General features: G+C 48.7%; 20 protein-coding genes and 1 pseudogene. 6 read left to right on the top strand and 15 right to left on the bottom strand.

Annotation, left to right across the window (positions count from 1 at the left end; translation table 11 throughout):
- Positions 1 to 35: 35 nt before the first annotated feature.
- The 7 genes from ACJJIE_RS04720 to ACJJIE_RS04690 form a co-directional block, all read right to left on the bottom strand.
- A complete protein-coding gene (locus ACJJIE_RS04720; RefSeq protein WP_282932604.1) occupies positions 36 to 356 on the bottom strand; it encodes a hypothetical protein in 321 nt (106 codons plus the stop codon).
- 68 nt (positions 357 to 424) lie between these two features.
- Positions 425 to 919: a hypothetical protein gene (locus ACJJIE_RS04715; RefSeq protein ID WP_282932603.1), complete on the bottom strand. Its 495-nt coding sequence runs from the start codon at positions 917 to 919 to the stop codon at positions 425 to 427.
- 111 nt (positions 920 to 1,030) lie between these two features.
- Entirely contained in the window at positions 1,031 to 1,480 is a 450-nt protein-coding gene (locus tag ACJJIE_RS04710) for a hypothetical protein (RefSeq protein WP_282932602.1), read from the bottom strand.
- 389 nt (positions 1,481 to 1,869) lie between these two features.
- Entirely contained in the window at positions 1,870 to 2,067 is a 198-nt protein-coding gene (locus ACJJIE_RS04705) for a hypothetical protein (RefSeq protein WP_282932601.1), read from the bottom strand.
- 232 nt (positions 2,068 to 2,299) lie between these two features.
- Complete coding sequence (locus ACJJIE_RS04700) at positions 2,300 to 2,764, bottom strand: DUF2489 domain-containing protein (protein ID WP_282932600.1); 465 nt, start codon at positions 2,762 to 2,764, stop codon at positions 2,300 to 2,302.
- Entirely contained in the window at positions 2,764 to 3,693 is a 930-nt protein-coding gene (locus tag ACJJIE_RS04695; RefSeq protein WP_282932599.1) for an AEC family transporter, read from the bottom strand. The genes ACJJIE_RS04700 and ACJJIE_RS04695 overlap by 1 nt, the downstream gene beginning before the upstream one ends.
- Positions 3,694 to 3,699: 6 nt before the next feature.
- Complete coding sequence (locus tag ACJJIE_RS04690; protein WP_444893725.1) at positions 3,700 to 5,076, bottom strand: DNA recombination protein RmuC; 1,377 nt, start codon at positions 5,074 to 5,076, stop codon at positions 3,700 to 3,702.
- A gap of 257 nt (positions 5,077 to 5,333) precedes the next feature.
- On the opposite strand from ACJJIE_RS04690, the gene murI reads away from it, so the two are divergent.
- The 3 genes from murI to ACJJIE_RS04675 all read left to right on the top strand — a co-directional run bounded on the left by murI (position 5,334) and on the right by ACJJIE_RS04675 (position 12,420).
- Positions 5,334 to 6,167 (top strand): glutamate racemase, encoded by an 834-nt coding sequence (murI, locus tag ACJJIE_RS04685; protein ID WP_444893724.1) that lies wholly within the window; start codon positions 5,334 to 5,336, stop codon positions 6,165 to 6,167.
- A gap of 98 nt (positions 6,168 to 6,265) precedes the next feature.
- Positions 6,266 to 8,965 (top strand): PD-(D/E)XK nuclease family protein, encoded by a 2,700-nt coding sequence (locus ACJJIE_RS04680; RefSeq protein ID WP_444893723.1) that lies wholly within the window; start codon positions 6,266 to 6,268, stop codon positions 8,963 to 8,965.
- Positions 8,962 to 12,420, top strand: a complete 3,459-nt coding sequence (locus ACJJIE_RS04675; RefSeq protein WP_444893722.1) for a UvrD-helicase domain-containing protein — start codon at positions 8,962 to 8,964, stop codon at positions 12,418 to 12,420. Before ACJJIE_RS04680 ends, ACJJIE_RS04675 begins: the two co-directional genes overlap by 4 nt.
- Positions 12,421 to 12,560: 140 nt before the next feature.
- On the opposite strand, the gene ACJJIE_RS04670 is transcribed toward ACJJIE_RS04675, so the two are convergent.
- The 4 genes from ACJJIE_RS04670 to ACJJIE_RS04655 form a co-directional block, all read right to left on the bottom strand.
- Positions 12,561 to 13,493 carry a hypothetical protein gene (locus ACJJIE_RS04670; protein WP_444893721.1) on the bottom strand — a complete coding sequence of 311 codons (933 nt, stop codon included), beginning with the start codon at positions 13,491 to 13,493 and terminating at the stop codon, positions 12,561 to 12,563.
- A complete protein-coding gene (locus tag ACJJIE_RS04665) occupies positions 13,481 to 15,451 on the bottom strand; it encodes a Piwi domain-containing protein (RefSeq protein ID WP_444894749.1) in 1,971 nt (656 codons plus the stop codon). The genes ACJJIE_RS04670 and ACJJIE_RS04665 overlap by 13 nt, the downstream gene beginning before the upstream one ends.
- A gap of 143 nt (positions 15,452 to 15,594) precedes the next feature.
- Positions 15,595 to 15,843 carry a DUF2442 domain-containing protein gene (locus ACJJIE_RS04660; protein ID WP_444893720.1) on the bottom strand — a complete coding sequence of 83 codons (249 nt, stop codon included), beginning with the start codon at positions 15,841 to 15,843 and terminating at the stop codon, positions 15,595 to 15,597.
- Positions 15,824 to 16,141: a DUF4160 domain-containing protein gene (locus tag ACJJIE_RS04655; protein WP_444893719.1), complete on the bottom strand. Its 318-nt coding sequence runs from the start codon at positions 16,139 to 16,141 to the stop codon at positions 15,824 to 15,826. The genes ACJJIE_RS04660 and ACJJIE_RS04655 overlap by 20 nt, the downstream gene beginning before the upstream one ends.
- 719 nt (positions 16,142 to 16,860) lie before the next feature.
- On the opposite strand from ACJJIE_RS04655, the gene csrA (ACJJIE_RS04650) reads away from it, so the two are divergent.
- Positions 16,861 to 17,022 (top strand): carbon storage regulator CsrA, encoded by a 162-nt coding sequence (gene csrA, locus ACJJIE_RS04650; RefSeq protein WP_444893718.1) that lies wholly within the window; start codon positions 16,861 to 16,863, stop codon positions 17,020 to 17,022.
- Between the two features lie 198 nt (positions 17,023 to 17,220).
- Here csrA (ACJJIE_RS04650) and ACJJIE_RS04645 read toward each other — a convergent pair whose 3' ends face one another.
- Positions 17,221 to 17,742: a hypothetical protein gene (locus ACJJIE_RS04645; protein ID WP_444893717.1), complete on the bottom strand. Its 522-nt coding sequence runs from the start codon at positions 17,740 to 17,742 to the stop codon at positions 17,221 to 17,223.
- Positions 17,743 to 18,238: 496 nt separating this feature from the next.
- Positions 18,239 to 18,925, bottom strand: a complete 687-nt coding sequence (locus ACJJIE_RS04640) for a hypothetical protein (RefSeq protein WP_444893716.1) — start codon at positions 18,923 to 18,925, stop codon at positions 18,239 to 18,241.
- Between the two features lie 396 nt (positions 18,926 to 19,321).
- Between ACJJIE_RS04640 and csrA (ACJJIE_RS04635) the strand changes: the two genes are divergently transcribed.
- Positions 19,322 to 19,501: a carbon storage regulator CsrA gene (gene csrA / locus ACJJIE_RS04635; protein ID WP_444893715.1), complete on the top strand. Its 180-nt coding sequence runs from the start codon at positions 19,322 to 19,324 to the stop codon at positions 19,499 to 19,501.
- Between the two features lie 175 nt (positions 19,502 to 19,676).
- Here the strand turns inward: csrA (ACJJIE_RS04635) and ACJJIE_RS04630 are convergent, their stop codons facing one another.
- Complete coding sequence (locus ACJJIE_RS04630; RefSeq protein WP_444893714.1) at positions 19,677 to 19,946, bottom strand: hypothetical protein; 270 nt, start codon at positions 19,944 to 19,946, stop codon at positions 19,677 to 19,679.
- Entirely contained in the window at positions 19,910 to 20,098 is a 189-nt protein-coding gene (locus ACJJIE_RS04625) for a Tse2 family ADP-ribosyltransferase toxin (RefSeq protein WP_444893713.1), read from the bottom strand. The genes ACJJIE_RS04630 and ACJJIE_RS04625 overlap by 37 nt, the downstream gene beginning before the upstream one ends.
- Before the next feature lie 157 nt (positions 20,099 to 20,255).
- Here ACJJIE_RS04625 and ACJJIE_RS04620 point away from each other — a divergent pair.
- Positions 20,256 to 20,534 (top strand): annotated as a pseudogene (locus ACJJIE_RS04620) (transposase); the annotation flags it as partial.
- Positions 20,535 to 20,587: the final 53 nt, after the last annotated feature.

The raw sequence follows: 20,587 nt of genomic DNA, 5'->3' as shown, positions 1-20,587 counted from the left end.
GACGCTCATGGCAAAACTCACTTTCTCATGTCAATTTATTGACTTATAGTATTGAGCCGATCTTTCACCGCCGCAGAATCTACTGCAGTGTAACTCGAAATCAGCTTCTGTCGTTCACAGTCTTTACCAAGCATAATTCCTACACCTATCATTATCCCAGCCGGAACTGTAAAAACCGACACCCAGATCTCACCCAGCCCAAAAAATCTGACAGCAACCACCGAGACTACACAAAGAAAAAGTGCAGTAACTTTAAGAAGAACCTCACCTGACTTATAGATTTTCAGTCGCCCCTCAAGATCCTCTTCCCTTTTCAAAAGCTCCTGCAAGACCCCTATCTCATATTCTTTTTTCATCTTTGAATCCAACACTTGTTTAAATGATATACACCAATACAAAAATAAAAACGATACCCCGCCAATAGTTAGTCACTGCTTTTCCCTATAGCAATGAAGTGCCCCTCACTGACAAAATCGACAACCTCAAGTGAACTAAATTGCTTCGATAAGTTTTCACCTTCCAGGTTCCACTTCCAGCCTTCTTTCTGCCAATCATAAAGATCTTCATCTTCACAAGAAATCACTTGATCTTTGATCTGAAGCTTTTGGCAATAACCGGAAGCACTCCATAAGTGATGTTTTGACGGCATCAGATAACTATTTTCTCGTGTAAGTAAGAGAAACACTCTTACCTCACCCCTATCTTTTAAAATCAAATACGAGTGCCCCCAATAGCCATCAAAGCCACTATCTATAATTACAAAGCGCTTTTCTTTCAGCTCGCCCATGTCGAACCTTATCAAATGCTCACCAGCATTGGCAGGCATACTCCACGATTCTATTAGTGGCTTAAAACTGAAACCAATACCACCCAGAAGCAGAGATATCACTAAAGCAACTAACACCCTCTTTCTATACATGGAAGCTCCCTCTCCTAAGAACCAACGACACTACTTACAAAAGGCACGGCGATCATTCGAAGCTTCCCGACCAACTAACCCAGCCTTGTTAAGCAATTAGCAGAACCTGTGCTAGACCTCCCTGGCACGATCCACCCTATCGATTAAATCTTCAACAACAGGGCTTTTAGAGAAAAAATTAAGTCTCATAGGGGGGATAAAAGCCAACTCCTTTCCAATATCCCCCTCCGTGCGCACTTGCAAAACAATTCTCTCCGGCGCGTTCATTTGGGCATAGTTGATATTAATAACATCTTTAAGTTGAACTCTTTGCCGCTTCCTCCCTTTTTGAAAGAGCAATGATTCCCCCTCATCGTATACTTCATCAGCCAAACTCCACAGCAGCTTCTTAAAAAAGACAAAGCCAAATACAGCCATGAAAATCGGCATAACTAAAAGCATAAACGAATCTTTAACCGCGCCTCCAGATATGGAGGAAGCCATAAAAAACACCAAAAAACCAAACCACACACCTGGAAAAATTCTCTTAAAATAGAATGTAGATCCTGATATCTTCTTCATATTTGCATACAACTCTACGCGTATTTAACCCTAAACATTGCCTTTCAGTGCGGATTGCGCCACCGCTCAACGAACGGTGGCGCCCCACTTAACCACAGAAAACTCCCATTCAATAATGCCTGCCCGATATAGTTGATTTATCCACTCTCATACCTATGCAGTTATTGGCTATCTGGTGCCTGCGCATGCTCACTTAAACCACGTCGCACCTGCCATATCTATTTATAATTGTCACTTCAGTGACGATATCGATTAGGATCTTTTCAGGTCAAAATAACACCCACCAAAGTTAACCCTAAAATGATAAGCCTTGAATTTTTCACCGCTTGGTTTTAACTCGATATGAGCCTCCAAAGGCACCTGAAAAATATTATCGGCTCCCTCAGGACCTATCCATGCTGAGCCGCTGAAACGACAAGACTGGTCGCAAAGCACCAATCATCAAGTGATCTTTCCTTAACCAGCAGAAAACTAAGTCTTCTCGCTGCCAGCCGCTCCATTCGCAGCACTCGTCGCTTAATTCTCAGCTTGCTGGAATAAATATACTTCCAGTACCGATCCTCTCTCGATCCAACTTCTTCCGTCATAAGTCAGGCTTCTATTCGAAGCTAGCTGAAGGGGTAATGGTTAGGCAGGTAGCTAGCTCGACAAAAACAATACTATAAGTCGATACTTATAACATTCTAAAGGTGAGGAGGCGAGGGAGACGTGATATGAAGGGGCCTGGAGGAAGGCTGGCGATACGATACTCTTCAATCAGCAGGCAGCCCCCTACCCGCTGATCCAAAAAGCCACCCCCAAGCAGGAAATGACTCAGTTCTAAAAAGAACGCCCCAAAATACGCTTGGCAGCATCCATCGCAAAATCCTTATAATCCGCCTCTACTTGCGCCATCTCCAACTCATATTTGAACTGTTCTTTACGCGGCAGTTCTTTCCAGTCTTTGAGAATTGGGATATGACTGGTTTTCTCTGCAATGGTGTAAAAGGCCACAAACTCTTCACGCACTTTATCTTCCACCTGAAGTGCATCCAAAAGAACGCGAATACGAATCGAAGCTTCGGTAAGCCCTACCCCATCATCCAACAAGGTGCGGGCAATAATCTGGATGCTGTCGTTTACTCTTTCGCGCTGATCTTCAGCAGCTTGCTCTAGCTCCGCCAGTTGTTCGGCCTGTTTCTTTTGCGCTACTGATAGTTTGCGCAGATAGTAGCCAGCCACAATAGCGAGAGCAAAAATGATTACTGCTGCAAGAATAAGCAACCAGGTTGGGAAAACGGTCATTAAAAGTACACCTTAAGCAATGCCAGCCCGATACTGGCAGTAACAACAGAAAGCAATGTGCTGAGCCCCACAATATTCGCCGTAAGCTGGCTGTTCCCGCCCATCGCATGGGCCATTACAAAGGCCGAGATCGCACAGGGAGCACCCGTCATCAGGATCAAATATCCCAAGTACTCAGGGCTCATGCCCAATGCCAAACCAATCAACAGGCAGACAATCGGGGCAACAACCAGCTTAAGTAATGAGGCCGCCAGCGCCGTAGGGGAACTGCGCATCAGTGTTCGCATTTTCATGCTGGCACCAATACAAATAAGCCCCAATGGCAAGCCCACAGATGCAAGATACTGAATGGTATCGTGCAGCACCTCCGGCAACCTTACAGCCAACAAACGGCACACAATGGCTGCGATTACACCGAGGATAAGAGGATTCTTGACCAGCTCCCACAGCATCACCCGCCAGCCAAATTTTCTGTCTTTATTGTAAAGCACGAAAAGAGCGACGGCGATAACATTAAACTGAATCGTAAGTGCCGCCACCAACCCTGCGGAATTGGAAACACCCTCACTTCCGTAGGCTTTTTCGATCCAGGCAAGGCCGACAATCGCCACATTTCCACGAAAGGCTCCCTGGATAAATGCACTGCGATCCATTGGTGCTACCGGCCGCGCCAGCAACCATGCCAACGGGAGCATTACAAAAGTGCCGAGAACCCCTGCTACCAGTAGGTCTATTTCTTGCGCGGGGCTGGTATCCGAGGAATAGATATTAATAAAAAGCAGTGCCGGCAAGGCTACATGAAAAACAAGCCTTGAAGCATCATCAATAAAGCTGTCCCGAACTATCCCTTTATACTTGAGCAGGTATCCGCCAATAATCATCAGGAAAATCGGCCCTGTGACTGATAGCGCGAATACAAGATTTTCCATAAAAAGTTATTCTTCCGCAGCAGTTTCCTCAGCCTGTGGCAATCCCTTTACCTCAGGCTGATCCGCTCGCTCCCTTAAGTCCGCAGAGATCTGTTTACGGGTTTTAGCACCCAGCTTGCGCAAGCTGTCGATACGCTTCACCGCATTACCACGCCCTGTCGCCAGTCGCTTGTAGGTCTGCTGGTAAGCGTCATCCGCTTGGCGCAGGCGGTCACCAAGAACATCCAGTGACTCCAGCACCATAGCAAACTGATCGTGCAGCTTGCCGGCTTCGTCGGCGATTTTTTCCGCGTTCTTGTTTTGTTTCTCGTAGCGCCAGATATTCTCGACGGTGCGCAGGGTCGCCATCAGGCTAGTGGGGCTCACCAGGACAATTTGCTTCTCATACGCGAAACGGAACAGGTCCGGGTCGGCCTGCATAGCCAACATATACGCAGCTTCAATGGGCACGAAAATAAAGACGAAATCCAGGGTGCGCACACCCTCCAGCTGCTCGTAGGCTTTCTTGTTAAGGCCGGTGATATGGGCGCGCAGGGAATTCACATGCTGTTTCAGGGCTTGGGTGCGCTCCTCATCGGTTTCCGCCGAGCTGTAGCGCTCGTAATCCACCAGGGAGACCTTCGAATCGATAATCAGGTCTTTGTTTTCCGGTAGGCGCACAATCACATCCGGCTGGCGCCTGCGGCCATCACTCGTCAGCGTTACTTGCGTTTCGTATTCGCGACCCTTCTGCAAGCCGGATTCCTCCAGCAAGCGCTCCAGCACCACTTCACCCCAGTTACCCTGGATCTTGCGGTCCCCTTTCAGGGCCGAAGTCAGGTTCAAGGCCTCATCGCTGATGCGCTGGGTTTGCTCGCGCAGGGCTTTAATCTGTCCAAGCAGGCTGTTGCGCTCGGCATTTTCACGATCATAGACATGCTCCACCCGCTTACGGAAATCCCCCAGCTGGCGTTCCAGCGGGTCGAGACTTTTGCGCAGGCTGTCTTCACTGCGGCGCACGAAGCTCTGCTGCTTTTCTTCAAAAATCCGGTTGGCCAGATTCTCGAACTGCTCACCCATGGCAATACGCATTTGCTCCATCAGCTTGCGCTGCTCCGCCAGGGCCGCCTCCCCTTTTTCTACCAGCACCTGACTACGGGTGAGCTGCTGGAGCTTGTCCGCCAGCTCGGTACGCAGGGATTCCACCTCAACCCCAAGCTGGGATTCCCGCTCGCGGCTGCTATCAATACGCGCCTGAGCCACCTGCAAAGCGGCTTCGCTCTGTAATAAAGCGCGGCGGCTACTGGCTCGCGCCAACCAAAACACCAAGCCCAACAGAAACAAGATGGCAACAGCCGCCATCACCGCATGATCGGCATTCAATTGCAGCGGGAACGCTGGCATAGAGTGGTACTCCCAGACCTGGAAAGAGATGGATAAATCAGGATTTTGTCAGGGGCCTCGCCCACTGGCCTGCCCGGGAAATAGCCCAGGCGAAGGCGCCATTCTACCAGCTTGCCTCTGGAAAGTACCCCGCGCCAGCCCGGCCGATAACCTCAGTATCAAGGGATAGGTTTGCGCCCGAGAAGACCCAGCGGGAATTTTTACGGGGTTTTAGGTATTCTTGGAGGATTGGTTTCGATGTTGGTACTCCAGAACGCATGCACAAACACAGCGCCCACCCAGATAGCCCTGCCCCCAGCGCCCTGATCTTTGATTCCGGCGTGGGCGCAGTCAGCATTGCGCGGGAAATCCGCCGCCTGATGCCGGGCCTGACCTTGCACCTGGGTGTGGACAACGGCTTTTACCCCTACGGCAATAAAAGCGAAGAGGAGCTGCGCCCCCGCATCGTCCAGCAGGCCCAGGCCATGATGGAACACTGCGGGGCCGATATTTTAGTGGTGGGCTGCAACACCGCCAGCACCCTGGCCTTGCCCCAACTGCGCGAATCCCTGAAGAAACCCGTAGTGGGCGTTGTGCCCGCTGTGAAACCCGCCGCTGCCGCCAGCCGTTCCCGCACTATTGCCCTGATTGCCACCGAAGGCACCGTCAATCGCCGCTACACCCGCGAGCTGATCGAGCAGTTTGCCAACGGCAACCGGGTAATTAATGTGCCCGCACCGGAGTTGGTGCATCTGGCGGAAAGCAAATTGCGCGGCGAAGCCATCACCGCAGAGGATTTGGAGCCGGTCTTGCACCGCGTATTCCACACCGCCGGCGGTGACCAAGTGGATATTGCCGTATTGGCCTGCACTCACTTTCCCCTGCTGCGAGAAGAACTGGACCAGTTCGCCCCCCGCTCAATCCAATGGCTGGATTCCGGCGAAGCCATCGCCCGGCGCGTACGCTGGTGGCTGGAAGAACTTGAGCTGATGCTGCCGGATGCCCCAAACACTGGCCGCCTGATCACCAGCACGGTGGACCTAACCGGCAATATAGAACGGGCCTTCAGCGAGTTCGCCCCAGTTGCTGAACCCCTCGAACCCAACACCTAAGATCGCCAAAATGATGAGAACTGCGCACTTGGGTTGACAGCTCCGTCACAAACCGCGACCGTTCCCCGAATAACAAGCCCTAACCGGTACCCGAATTCATGCTGAAGCCGGCATTTCCCGCTCTCGAAATATTTGCGCAGCTGCCTCCCGGAGGACTGCTGCTCACCCCCAACAACCGTTTGCGCAACCGCTGCCAACAGGTGTTTGCCGCGCAGCAGTCGCCCGGTGCCTGCTGGATGCCGCCGCCGGTGGAATCCTTGCGCAGCTGGCTGGACAAGCTCTGGTTCCAACTGCAACAGCGCAACTGGCAGCCCGCCTTGCAACAGGTATTGAATCGCGAGCAACGGCAATTACTCTGGCAGCGCGCCCTGGATGAATCCCTGGACCGGCAACTGCTCAACAGCCAGCAGTTGTGCCGGGATACCGATAACGCCCTGGCGCAGCTACTCCAATGGCAACTGATCTCCGACCTCTCGCAAATAGATGAAGCGCTAACTCCCCTGCTGGAACAGTTCGCACTCTCTATGCGTAGCGATGAACTGCCGCTGTGCGCCATGATCAAGGCCTTTGCCACTGAACTTCAGGCCCACAGCGCCATCACGCCAGACCAGCGCGATCAATTGATCCTGCGCGCATTCCAAGAAGGCATTCTGGAACCCGTCGCGCAAATTGATACCGCCGGCTTTGCCCAGATTTCGCCCCTCGCCAATGCCCTGATTCACGCAGGTGCAACAGCTGTTAATGAAAGGCCAGGACTTACCCAGCAGAGCGAACTATCCGTAGCCGCCTGCGCCGATTTGGATGAAGAACTCTACCAGGCAGCCCTTTGGGCCGGGCAGAAATTGGCCGAAAACCCCGGCCACAGCGTCGGTATAGTGGTGAATAATTTGGGCCAATGCCGCGTCCAGGTGGAAGCGGTATTTTCCCGCGTGCTCGAGCCCCAATACCTGGACCCGCAGCAACCGCGCTACACACTGCCGTTTAACTTCTCTGCCGGTACGCCCCTGGCACAGACACCGGTCGGCAGCGCCGCTTTACAATTGCTATCGCTACTGCAAGACGAATGGGATTACCCCCAGTTGCAAAACATCCTGTTCAGCCCCTTCTGGGGTGACGACAGTGAAACCTGGCTGCGCAGCGCCCTGTTCCGTCGTTTACAAAAACTGGAACTTCGCCGCATCGACGGCGCAACCCTGCGCTACTGGGCCGAGCGCACCGCAGAAGTCCTCCACTTGGAATCACCGCAACTGCCCCGCCAACTGGAGCAAATGGCCGAACGCGCCCGGCGATGGCAGCGAGCCCCCGCAGAAATTTGGGCAGCGCGCTTTTCCGAAACACTTAGCGCATTAAATTGGCCCGGCAACCGCAACCCGGACAGCCAGGAATACCAGCAGCTGATGCAGTGGGAATCCATCCTGGAGGAGTTCGCCGCACTCAGTGCCTGCGGTGGCAACCTTACTCTCACCCAGGCCCTGCAATTGCTGCGTCAAATTGCCAGCCGCACCCCCTTCCAGGCGGAAACCCGCGATGGCCCTCTGCAAATACTCGGGGTACTGGAAGCCGGCGGCCTTGCCTTCGATCACCTGCGCCTGGTCGGCTTCGGCCAACAGCAATGGCCGCCGGCCCCAGCACCCAATCCGCTGCTGCCAATTCAATGGCAAAAACACTGGAAGATGCCCCGCGCCAGCGCCGAGCGGGAATTGGAACTGGCCCGCGAACTCACCGCCGACCTGCAGAATGCCAGCGGCGATATCGTCGTGAGTTACACCTGCGAAGAAGACGGTGTGCAGCAAGGCCTGAGCAGCTTGTTTGAAAGCCCGCAACAAGCCCAACACTTTGCCGAAGGCGCCCTGCACAATCACTACAGCCAACTGGCGCAAGCCTGTCAGCTGGAAAAAATCGAAGACAAAAAGCTACCGCCACTCACCCCCGCCGATTGCGAACGGGTGCGCGGCGGTGCCTCGGTGCTCAAGGCCCAGGCCCTGTCCCCGTTAAATGCGCAGTTGCGCTTCCGCCTCGGCGCCAGCAATTTTACCCAACCGGATATCGGCCTCGGCCCCGCCGAGCGCGGCAATGTGGTGCACCAGGTGTTGGCGGAATTCTGGCAACAGTGCGGCACCCTCACACAACTGCAAGCCATGGACGATGAGCAACGCCAAGCGCAAATCGAGCGCGCGGTGGAGCGCTCCCTCGGCAGTGTGCGCAAAAAATACAATCACCTGCCGATCGGATTTTGGGCCATGGAAAAGCAGCGCCTGGAGCGCCTGCTGCAACAATGGCTGTCCGTCGAACTGGACAGGCCCAATTTCTCCGTAGAAAAAGTCGAATGGGAACAAGCCGTGGAAATCGGCGGGCTGCACTTTAACCTGCGCCTGGACCGATTGGACCAACTCGCCAGCGGCGAACAATTGGTAATCGATTACAAAACTGGCGTCCCCAGTATTCGCGACTGGCTTACCCAGCGTATCCGCGAACCCCAGCTGCCGCTCTACGCCCTCTTCCAACCGAACGCCCATGCCATCGCCTTCGGCCAGGTTCGCAACGGCGACTGCAAATGGAATGGCTGCGGAGACCTGGAGCACCCCATAACCGGTATTAAAGCCGTGGGCGATACGGAAAAAGAATCCCCCTACGGCACCTGGAGCAATCTGGTGGAGCACTGGCGCTACAGCCTGGAATCCCTCGCCACCGAATATCGCAGTGGTGTAGCCACCCTCGCCTTTGATCGCCCCACCGATAACAACAGTGAACTCTGGCCCCTAAACCGCTGGCCGGAAAGGGAGCAAATAACCGAATGAACGAAGTCGTGACCACTCCCGCCCTGCGCCGCCCCATTGATGCCGACGCCCGCAGCCAAGCCCTGGATATCAACCGCAGCTTTGCTGTATCTGCCCCGGCGGGCTCCGGTAAAACCGGCCTGCTCACCCAGCGCGTATTAAAGTTGCTCGCCGCCTGCCAGCAGCCGGAAGAAGTGCTGGCCATTACCTTCACCCGCAAAGCTGCCGGTGAAATGCGCGAGCGCCTGATCGACGCCCTGCACAGCGCCCGCGACCAAGCCCGGCCAGATAACCCCCACGATGCCATCACCTGGGATTTAGCCCGCACCCTGCTGGAGCGGGATCGCGAACTGGAATGGGAACTGCTGCAAACACCCCAGCGCCTGCGTATTCAAACCATCGACGGCCTCTGCCGCAGCCTCGCCAGCCAACTGCCGATCGAAAGCGGCCTTGGCGCACCGGGTGAACCCCTGGAGCGCACCCAAATCGCCTTCGAACTGGCCGTGGTGAACCTGCTCAAACACCTCGATGGCGAAACCCCAGACGCAGACCTACAGCAACTACTGCTCCACCTGGACAACGACCTAGGCCAGCTCAATAAACTGCTGCGTATTTTGCTGGATAAGCGCGAGCAATGGCTCGGTCCACTTTTGAGCGTCAACTTCGACGGCGCCCAGGATTATTTCCATTTTGTTATCGACGAACTGGTGGCAGAAAAGCTGCAAGACCTCACCACAGCCCTCGGCAGTTACGCAGGGGAACTGCTGGAGCTGGCCAGTTATGCAGGCAGCAATTTACAAAAGGAAAACCCCAGCCACGGCCTGTGCCTCTTCGCCGAACTGGACGATTTCCCCAGCACAGATAGCAGCGGCCTGCCCACCTGGCTCGCCCTCGGCAGCCTGCTCCTCACCACCACCGGTGATCTGCGCAAAGGCGGCGGCATCAATAAAAAACTCGGTTTTGGCCTGCCAGATAAAAAAGATCCCGAGCGCCCCATCGCCGAAGAATACAAACAGCGCATGAAAGACCTGCTGGCAGAACTGGCCGGCAATGAACCACTGCTCTCCGCACTGAGGGAAGTGGGCAAGCTCCCCAGCGGACTGCAACAGAGCCAATGGCAACTGCTGCAAGGGCTCGCCCAGGTACTGCCCAAGTTAGTCGCCGAATTAAAGCTGGTCTTCCAGCAGCTGGGCGCCACCGACTATACCGAAGTGGCACAAGCCGCATTGATCGCCCTGGGCGATAGCGATAACCCCACAGACCTGGCCCTGAAACTGGACCTGCAAACCCAGCATATTCTGGTGGACGAGTTCCAGGACACCTCCCACACCCAGCTACAACTGCTGGAAAAACTCACTGCCGGCTGGCAGCAGGGAGACGGCCGCACCCTATTTATTGTCGGCGACGGCATGCAATCCTGTTACGGCTTCCGCAATGCCAACGTGGGTATTTTCCTGGATGCGCGCGAACGCGGTATCGGTGAAGTCCCCCTGGAAGCCCTCGACCTCCAGGTAAATTTCCGCTCCGAAAGTGCGGTGGTGAACTGGGTCAATGAGACTTTCCAAAGGGCTTTTCCGCAAGCGGACAATATCGGGCGCGGCGCCGTGCGCTATCTGCAATCCGAAGCGTTTAAAGGCAGCAAATGGGCCGAGCCCTCGGTAAATTTTTACGGCTGCATCGATGATGAAGACCGCAACCGCGAAGCCACCCAAGCGGTTGAACTGGTGCAGCAATTACAAGCGCAAGACCCAGAAAGCCGTATCGCTATTCTGGTGCGCAAGAAAAAGCATCTACAAAAGATTCTGCCGGCCCTAAGCGCCGCCAATATCGCCTTCCAGGCACCAGAGCTGGCGCCACTCGCCAGTAAAATGGTGGTGTTGGATTTACTCAGCCTCACCCGCGCCCTGCTCGACCCCAGCGATCGAATCAGCTGGCTGGCCGTACTCCGCGCCCCCTGGTGCGGACTGCAACTGCCGGACCTTTACACCCTGGCCAACTGGGGCAATGGAGATATCACCGTAACCGATACCAGCGCACGCCCACTATTAATGGCCTTGCAGGAAGTAGACGATATCGCCCTGCTCAGCGACGAAGGGCGCACGCGCCTGGCCCAAGTGGCCCCCAAACTGCTGCACGCCTGGCAACAGCGCGGCCGCAAACCCCTGCGCACCTGGATTGAAGGTCTCTGGCTGGAACTGGGCGGCCCCGCCACCGTTGCGCAAAAATCTGACCTGAATAATGTGCAGGATTTTCTGCAATTATTAGAAGCCTTCGATACCGGCGGCGCCATTACCGATTGGCAACAGTTCACCCTAGCCCTGGAACAGCTCTACGCCCGCCCCGCCCAGGATGCCAAAGTGCAGGTGATGACCATTCACAAATCCAAAGGGCTGGAGTTCGAACACGTACTGATCCCAGGCCTGGACCAGGGCGGAAAACCCGGCAGCGACCAACTACTGCGCTGGAGCGAATGGCTCAACCGCGAAGGCGAAAGCCGCTTCCTGCTCGCTCCCAAAAACGCGCGCGGCGGCCGCGACCCGGTTTTTGAATACCTGAAGCACGACAACAGCGAACGCGAACGTCTGGAAGGCACCCGCCTTCTGTATGTAGGCTGCACCCGCGCCATCCGCTCACTACACCTTTTGGCCTGCATCAACCGGGATGAAAAAAAGGGCCACCTAAAAGCCCCCGGCAGCGCCGCTCTACTCTCCGGCATCTGGCCCAGTGTTTTGCATCACCAGGAAAGCGGCTGGTGCCACTGGCTGGAAGCGGAAGAACCCCTGCTAAACCAGGACGAAGCCAGCAGAGATCACGACTACCTGCTGCGCTTGCCCGACCAATGGCAACCCCAGGCCATGCCCCGGCAGGAATGGCTGGCCCAATACCGCATGCCAGACTACCAACCCAAAACTGAGGAAGAAGACAATATTCCCGAACTGGGCCAGGTAGCCCTGCGCTGGTTAAAACACGCCGGCACCGTAGCCCACGAAACCCTCGCCACCATTGCCGAGACCAATATCAACGACTGGACACCCAGCAAACTGGAAGCCCAACGCCCCCTATGGCAACTGCGCCTGAAACAATTAGGGCTATCCGCCACCAGCCTGGACCGCGCCGCCGAGAAAGTGGAAATCGCCGTACGTAATAGCCTCAACTGCCCCACCGGCCGTTGGCTATTGGATGGCTCACTAAGGGAATCCGCCTGCGAACTGGAACTTCACAGCGGCGGCCGACAGTTACGGCGCTCCATTGTGGACCGCACCTTTATTGATAACGAAGGTACCCGCTGGATTGTCGATTACAAAACAGCCGAGCCCAGTGGCGAGGAAAGCCAGGAAGAGTTTATTGCGGCTCAGCTGGAGCAGTACCGGAATCAGCTGGAGAATTACCGCAAGCTCTTTTATGCGCGGGGGGAGCGGAATATACGGTGTGCGTTGTATTTTCCGTTGATGCAGAGATTGGTGGAGTTAGGTTAGGGTACGCTAGGCATGGTGCAGGGCTGGTACCTGCACTTTTTATAAAGTGGTAAGAGATAAGCTATCTCCTAAACTGCGTTTGTTGAGTTTACAGGGATTGTGCATAAGAGACGCCTAACATTTCATATCATATCATTATGTTACTCTATTCTTAAAGTTTTTTTTAAATTTACATAACTAGGGTAATCAACCCCTAACAACTTGTAAATCCCTTTAAGCACAAACTTCCTAAATCTAGATTTAATAGAATCCACCTTTGTTGCAATCACTACACCCGTAATCAAAACAATCCCTAAAGCCGTTTTATCTAGAAGATATGCATAGGGCTCCAAAGTATCCCAACTCTCAACAACCAAACTAACAATTGGTGGAAAAGTTAAATACATCAGATAACAAAGAGCCAAAAACAAAAACAAAAAAGAAGCAAATTCAACTCTGTTTAAAGCTATATTTTGCGCGCTCACCAGATCCACATAGGACTGAAAATTACTCTCTTCATTTGACTGAAGAATACTCTTAGCTATAGCTCTCTCCAGGACAAACAAATCATACAAATCACAAACAGAAGTTAAACACTGCTGTATTTCCTTTTCAGAAATAAATTCATTTTCTTGAATTAAATAGGCCAGATGGTCAACTGGTGTAAAAGTATTACATGACTCTATATAATTCGAACCTAGTGCCGAGTTAATTATCAACTGTTCCTTGTAACCTCTTACAGAAAGAAATCTTTTAATATTCGACTCTTCGCCCGCTATATCTATTAGCGCTGCGGCAGTAAGAAGAACAAGATTATTGCTATAGTGTAACCCCTTAAAAGGTTTAATTTTCTTCAATTTTAGTAAGATTGCCCCTCCATCTCCTCCACCTCCTCCATCTCCTCCATCTCCTCCATCTCCTCCTTCTCCTTCTCCTTCTCCTTCAACAAAAGCCTTAAAACACAGCTCAGCTTCAATATCATTTGGCGCCACTCGAATTGAGTGTTTTCTTCCATGTAAAAACCTATATAAAGATATATCTCTTTCCGAGGCCCCATTAAGCAACCTGTTTAACAAGTCATTTAGATAAACCACAGCTTCTCCTTCATTCCATGAAGCATATCAACATCCCAATGATTTACTGTTAACAAATCACTTGTCAGCTTCGCCAAACGTTGAGGATATATCGTTGTAACTGGGCTATTGGCTGGCATAAATGAACGATGGGATAGGTGAGCAAAAAATAGAATCTGCTTGCTTAATTCAAACAAGTCCTTATAAGTTGACCTAGCATCTAGCTTTATTTGCAAAGGTCGAGATCCTTTCCCTCCCATACAAAGTAGTGCATGACTATCTGACATTTTAACAAAGCAGCCTCGCACTAACTGCTCAGTCACATTGTTGAACATTTTAAAAGAGTGGTTGTAGCTAATATTCACTATCGCATATTCAATTTCATATTCAGAAAACTCCTCCAAACATTGATTAATAGCAGACAACTCATATTTCTTACTAGCATCTTTAAACAAATGAAAAACAAGTCTAATTTTTGAATGTTTAGCAATACTTCTAGAATCGATGATTTCATTCAAAATCGAAGATAGGTAACTTTGAAGACTATCCCTATAGTCTTCAATTTTACAGAGCGGGCTACAACTACCAACCATGTAAGAGCCAAAATGGTCAAATACACTTGCAAACCCTATATTCCTTACACCATTCTCATTTATTGTCGAACCAACCCCAATAATAAATTCATTCTCATCAATACCTTCCTTCTCAATGGACCATGGTGTACCACCAAGCTTAGAATATAAGTTCAGAGAAATGTTTCTAAGTGTAATTTCATTATTTACTCTAGCATTCTCTACAAGGATCGACTGAGATGGTATTTGCTTACTTATTAACTTTGCCTTTAAACGATTATAGGCCGACTCGCTTACCCTTTGATTCTTATCGACTCTAAACAAAAAAAGTAGCGCCAAATCAAATTGTTTATTTTCCAGCTGGGATATTATTTTAAGATGTTCCCTCCTATCATTACTAACATAGTATGGTTTAATGTCCACATCAAGCAAATGAAATATATCAGCCAAATTTTTACGAACTTTGATTATAAATCTTTCGCACTGCTTGGCATCAGATTTAGGTATAAACGCACAAATAGAAACTCTTCTTGCATTAAACACATCAAAGCTCAACGGCTTTAGCTGCTCCAAGGCTACGTTTATATAACCTCTAGTCGTATTTTTATTGTAGTAATAAAGGGTTGGCTTTTTAATAAATACACGTTCAAAGTTAGCATTCGGAAGAGATAGGAATGACACGGATTTAAATTTAATAGATGGCGAATTCAGTGATGCAAAGTTATTTTTCAAAAACCTAAAAGTTTTTTCAATAAAGTTGAATTCAGATTCTTTGCTTCGCAGGCGCTCAATTTCGGCATCATATTTAACTTGAAGGTTGGTTCTCTCCAAGTACTTCTTTACATTAGATCTTGTCGCTGAAATCCTTTCACCTTGAAAATCCCAATCTCGGATATCTATACCCTTATCCCTATATACACATAAAGATTGTTCAAATTTTGGCTTATACTCTTTGGACACACTTATTATAAAAAGTACTTTACTTGATTTTATAATATGATTAACCGAGTACTCACACTTAGGAACTAATTTCAATTCACCAACACTAAATGGCTCTTCGGAAGGTATATCAAAGCTCGATATAGAAGAATATTTTTTTCGGTAAACTCTCCTTCCTAAGGACTCAAAGAATAAATTAAATGCAATATCTATAAGCTTGGTGAAAACATAAGGTGATTCCTTACTGGTAACTATATTTTTTTCAAAGCCAGACGGCGGTGATAGACCATCCATTTCAGGAATGGCATATATTTCATTTGAGTTTCTGTAAAAAAAATATCCACTATCATTTTCCGAAATACATTTTTTGAAAAACTCATAGGAATAAGAAGCAGAATATAGCTCAACCTCATTGGAATCCAACTCAATCTCAGCAAAATTAGACCGTAGCTGGTTCTGGCTCATCATGTAACTCAAAGATCAACTCCCTTTGGAAGGCCCCCACTCAAATCACTAAAAATATAACTCTAAAATAACCGTCACCGGCACAAACCACTCAACGATCTGGACGAACCGTGATTTAAACCTTAGCCATCACTTTACCATACACTTCAAATTATCTTGTTTGCGTACAGATCCTCTACAGGAAAAATCATTGTGTAATCATCCCAATTTAAATTGCCATCAATGATTTCGTACTTAAGAAACTTTTCTTCAGACTTGTATTGCTCATAATCTGGATGCCCGACAGAATAGATAAAAGGAGCAAAGTCCACTATCTGCGTATGACCATCATTGAACTTTATCTCAAGAATATGAGATTTGATATGACGAACAGAATCAACCAAAATTTCTGACATTTTTAACTCTCTTCGTGATCACCTTTGGAGCGATTGGCTGCTTTTTCACAAAATATGAAACCCACTTTTCTACGATTTCATCAGCATATACGTTAACAAATTCTTCAAAGTCTTTCCTCTTCTTGGAGTCTAGGCCTTGACCCTTATCTTTAATTATGATCTTACTAATTTTACCATGAAAGAAGTGGATTTCTGCTTTACTTTCTTTACCTTCATATTTCGCATGAACATGGATTGGCTCATGCTCATTACTATAAAAGAAAAGAGTAATCCCAAGATATTGATACAGTTTCGGCATCACATCCTCCTTGTGAAGCTAGCCTATTGAGTCCAATAGCACCATAGCAATCTGCTTATGGCAAAAAATGTGGAATGTTTACCACAGCATTAAAGGTTGACAAGATCATACATGCCACACCAATCAAAAAGTATAACCCGCCATGCCCATTGACTAAAGAGAAAAATAGATAAACATCAGATACCTATTAGAAATTTGAGATTTCTCAGAATTAGAGCTTGTAGAAATATAGGCGCTAAAATTATCTTATTGGAATTTATTAGGTTTCTTCATACGTCAAAGCTGCGTAAAATCAACAAGCATCTACCAGTGTTGCTAGCTATTACTCACAACCTTCTTTGGGACCCACATCTTAAAGGGCTCCAAAAATTTTCTAAAAAATATACTCATTTAGCAGGAGAACGGTAGCGTGAAGTAAGAATAGAGAAAAGGCGCTGACCCAAGGTGCTGCAACACCAGGGGCCAGCTAACCAAATTGATAACAATCCTATCAAGATGGCTGTATGCATACTACGCTAGAAACCCGCTCGCCTTCAATAAAGTGGAGCACAACCAGCAGCTTGGGGCGACTCCCCAAGCTCTGGGAGCCTAGCGCCCGCCTTTTCCTATTCTGCGCCCACCGCCCCCGCGCGCCCCCCACTCTTCCACCAAGTATCACTTACCAAGCTTCCCCACCAAGGAATGCTCACCCACAGCTTGAGTATCGTTAGGAAGAAAACATGTTGATCCTAAAGCGCCGAACAGGCGAGAACCTAAGAATTGGAACGAATGTCTCGATCACAGTGTTGGAAGTGAAGGGAAATCAAGTAAAGATAGGCATCCGCGCCCCCAAATCCCTTCCCGTTCATCGAGAGGAGATATATATGCGCATAAAAAGATGAACAAAAAATAGTCATCGGGAGACGCAGAGTGTAAAACCTCCAAGGAAGGAGACCTCACAAGCCTGAGTCTAAATCGCGATTAACTCATATAAAGCAATGCTACGTCGAACTATAAATATCGGATCCACGCTACAGCTGGAGCGCAGTGCTAACCGTGTCAGCTGGGTATTTCGCAGCGGCAACAATCATTTGTTATGGTTACTTTTCAAAACGAATATGCATGGTTCCTCCAATAGATCTCTTCCCTAATTGGCAAAATTTTGACCAGACTTCCCCACATTTCAAGTTGGGCCATAACCAGCTTACATAGTGAATATGCTCACCGTATTCCCAATGATTACTATTAACTGCTATATCTTTTAAATCAAAGAAAAACATGTGCCAATATCGTTGATCTATACGATAAAACATGTGCGCTGTTGTTCGCTTAACAAATCGAGGAGACTGAAACAGCTTATTTACTGCCTTCTTTGCATCTAGACTCAGTTTTCCAACACCATTCCCCTTGATAGCTTGTATATTTCTATCCGTGAATCTTATATTTTCTGGAGTTTCTTCTAAATATTTGCAAGCATGCAAGTAAGGGAATTCAATAATTTTTGCCTCAGAAAGCTTGACTAAATATATCAAGTCGCTAGTTTTTAATGTCAGAGCAGAACAAATTTTATCAACTTCCTTTTTCGTATCAGCCTCGAAAAGATTAAAAACGTCAATTGTCATAAAAAGCCTGTAATTTAACATCTCAATAATGGGCCGGATAGTAGCGACGAAGTCGCAGAGTGGAGGTTCAACTCCGAAAGGGCACCGTTGATCGACACTCGTAGGGAGCTTGTTCACTCATAGACCTTCCCCCCACGTATGATTTGCCCAACCCTACCCCAAGGGTTATTTGAGTTTTAATAGTGCTCACTTGAGTGATTGCTATCTTCTGACCATGCTTTTGCACTCTTAAGAAGTCCTTCGATAAGGATATTTTTCCAACCAAGAGCAAGTGCACCGGCTTCTTAGGGAGGTGATGGATTCTCTTTTTCCAGAGAGACCTCTTTCTCCCTATCTATCATAAGTTCGATAAGTTCGCGCAGAAACTCCACGAATAATTCTTCATCCTGGACCTTCTCAGAAAAAGAAAATAGGTCTACGTTTATGTTCTCTCTGACTTATAATCTGTAGCGAGGATGCGAAATAAGTAGTGTATCCTATGCTTGCTTTGATAAGCTTATCCTCTGCGAAACTTAATGACATTACTTTTACCATTCGGGTGCCAGGCATTCCTTACATTTTTGGCAGGCCTATTTTCAAACCATGTAACCTGAACATCGAGCTCACCGATAGTATAATAGTAAGTGACAGATATTGGTTTTCCGTCCTTTTCCTTTCCATGTACATTAGATGGCCCAACATATAGTGTCTCTTTTGGACCAATCGTTCTAGCATTGAATGAAAGATAAAGACTTGGGTGGGCAACATTGTTTTCTACAGCGTATGAGAATAATTCTATAGGTATCGGAATATTTTCATCAACAATCCTACACGCTAGGTTCTTTACAAAGAATAGATGTAAATTCTTTGCCTCTTTCTTGCTTTTCCCTGGAAACACTTTTCCAAGCTTTACCTTTCCATTCTTTTTTATATGACCCCAGTTATCATGCATAAATCTAAGAAGTAATGACCAAGCCACATCATGTTTAGCGGTATCCTTATTGTTACAGCTTTGGCAGATCACATTTTTCTTAGTTTTTAAGTTTATGGATTTCGCACTTTTTATCTTTTGATTTTTCTTGCCCTCTGTGTGCTTGTAAAGAGGCCTATCTTCACTAACTTTGCCAAAGAATGCACGGATATCAGAGGCTTTAATAATATGCTCTTTAGAATCAGCAATATTTCCACATATCCAACAATTCATATCTTGATCTCTGGAGGGCCTATCAATTAATGCAAAAGTAACATCTATATATCACGCTTCCATACAATTACCAAGCTAGTCAACTTGACACTCCCCATTTGCAATAGTAATTCTGGACACCCACTAAATAGCAAGTATAAACCGCCAAAGCTATTGACTGAAGAGGAGGGTCAAACCAAATACTAAGTGTTAGCTAGTTTAAATGGCATAGACACTATGGAGATAAAGTACATTTATCGGCTTGGATCGACTCCCCAAGCTCTGGGAGCCTAGCGTCCGCCTATTCCTATTCTGCGCCCACCGGCCCCGCGCCCCACTCTACCTACAGGCATCACTTACCAAGCCTCCCTACAGAGTAAGGCCCACCCACAGCTTGAGTATCGCTAGGAAAAAAACATGCTGATCCTAAAGCGCCGAACAGGCGAGAACCTAAGAATTGGAACGAATGTATCGATCACAGTGTTGGAGGTGAAGGGAAACCAAGTAAAGATAGGCATCCGCGCCCCCAAATCCCTCCCCGTCCATCGTGAAGAGATTTATGTGCGCATTAAAGAAGAACACAAAGTAGGCAATTGAGGGTGTTGAGGGAAGGCTCACCAAGGAGGGAGGCTTCAGACGATCCTCCTTCCTTTAGTTAACAAATCTAGCTCTTTGCTGAGCCGTAACCTAATAGTTAGGGCCTGAGTTTTGCTAATGCTTGCTCAGGCAAGCAACATTGAGGGCAATACATCAGCACAATAACTTGTTAGAGCTAAAGTGGCTCCCTACTGAAATTGGTAATTTGTTGACCAAAAACTTCTATTGCTTGATTTTCTAAACGTTCCTTGAGGCCAATAACTTCTAGATAGTCATTCCCAGCATCTGCCACTTCATCTTCAGATGTTTCACAAATAGACTTTAAACGCTCAGCTTCATGAGTTATTGCTTCAAGTATTATCCGGGTTTCCCAATCACATAGTGATGAGTTCATTTCTTTTATATGTGTCATAACGCAATCTGCTTTTTGAATACCTTCTGACATTTCAATGCCAGTTTTGAAAGTAACCCCTTGAATTCATCGAGGGGCATATTTGCTGTTGGAGCGATACTATAATGCCCGGGCCTATCATTAAGTAATTTTAGACCCGGTGGAACTGGTGTCCCTTTAGAGATCTTCCATACCCAGCCCGACATCGGGAAGGACAATCCTGGACACCCACCAAATAGAGTAGCTAGTAGAGTAACAGTAGCCAGATGGGTAAACTGAAACTATAAAAACGTTTTAAATTCAATGGGTTATAGTGATTTGGCAACTCAGGGCACCTGTAGCCGCCCATCCCTATTCTGAAGGATGGTGATCAAGTCATGGCGTGGTAAATGGACAACTCTCTCGGCCTACTTTAAATACCCAGAATATATCCGTACTCCGATCTATACGACTAATGCGGTGGAAGCTGTACACAGGCAGTTCCGCAAGTTAACCCAGACCAAAGGTGGCTTCGCCAATGAGAATAGCTTAATGAAGCTTCTGTACACCGGTATACTAAAAGCCTCCGAGCGCTGGACGCACCCGATTCAAAACTGGAATCTGACGCTGTCACAGCTAACAATCGCAAGCGGAAGATCGTAATGAGCATCTACTGCAGAAGGCGGCAGAGCGCCAGGCCTCCCTGGAAAAACAAA

Source organism: Microbulbifer maximicatervae (SeqCode) (genome assembly GCF_052467325.1).
This window is presented reverse-complemented; position numbering and strand designations above follow the sequence as displayed.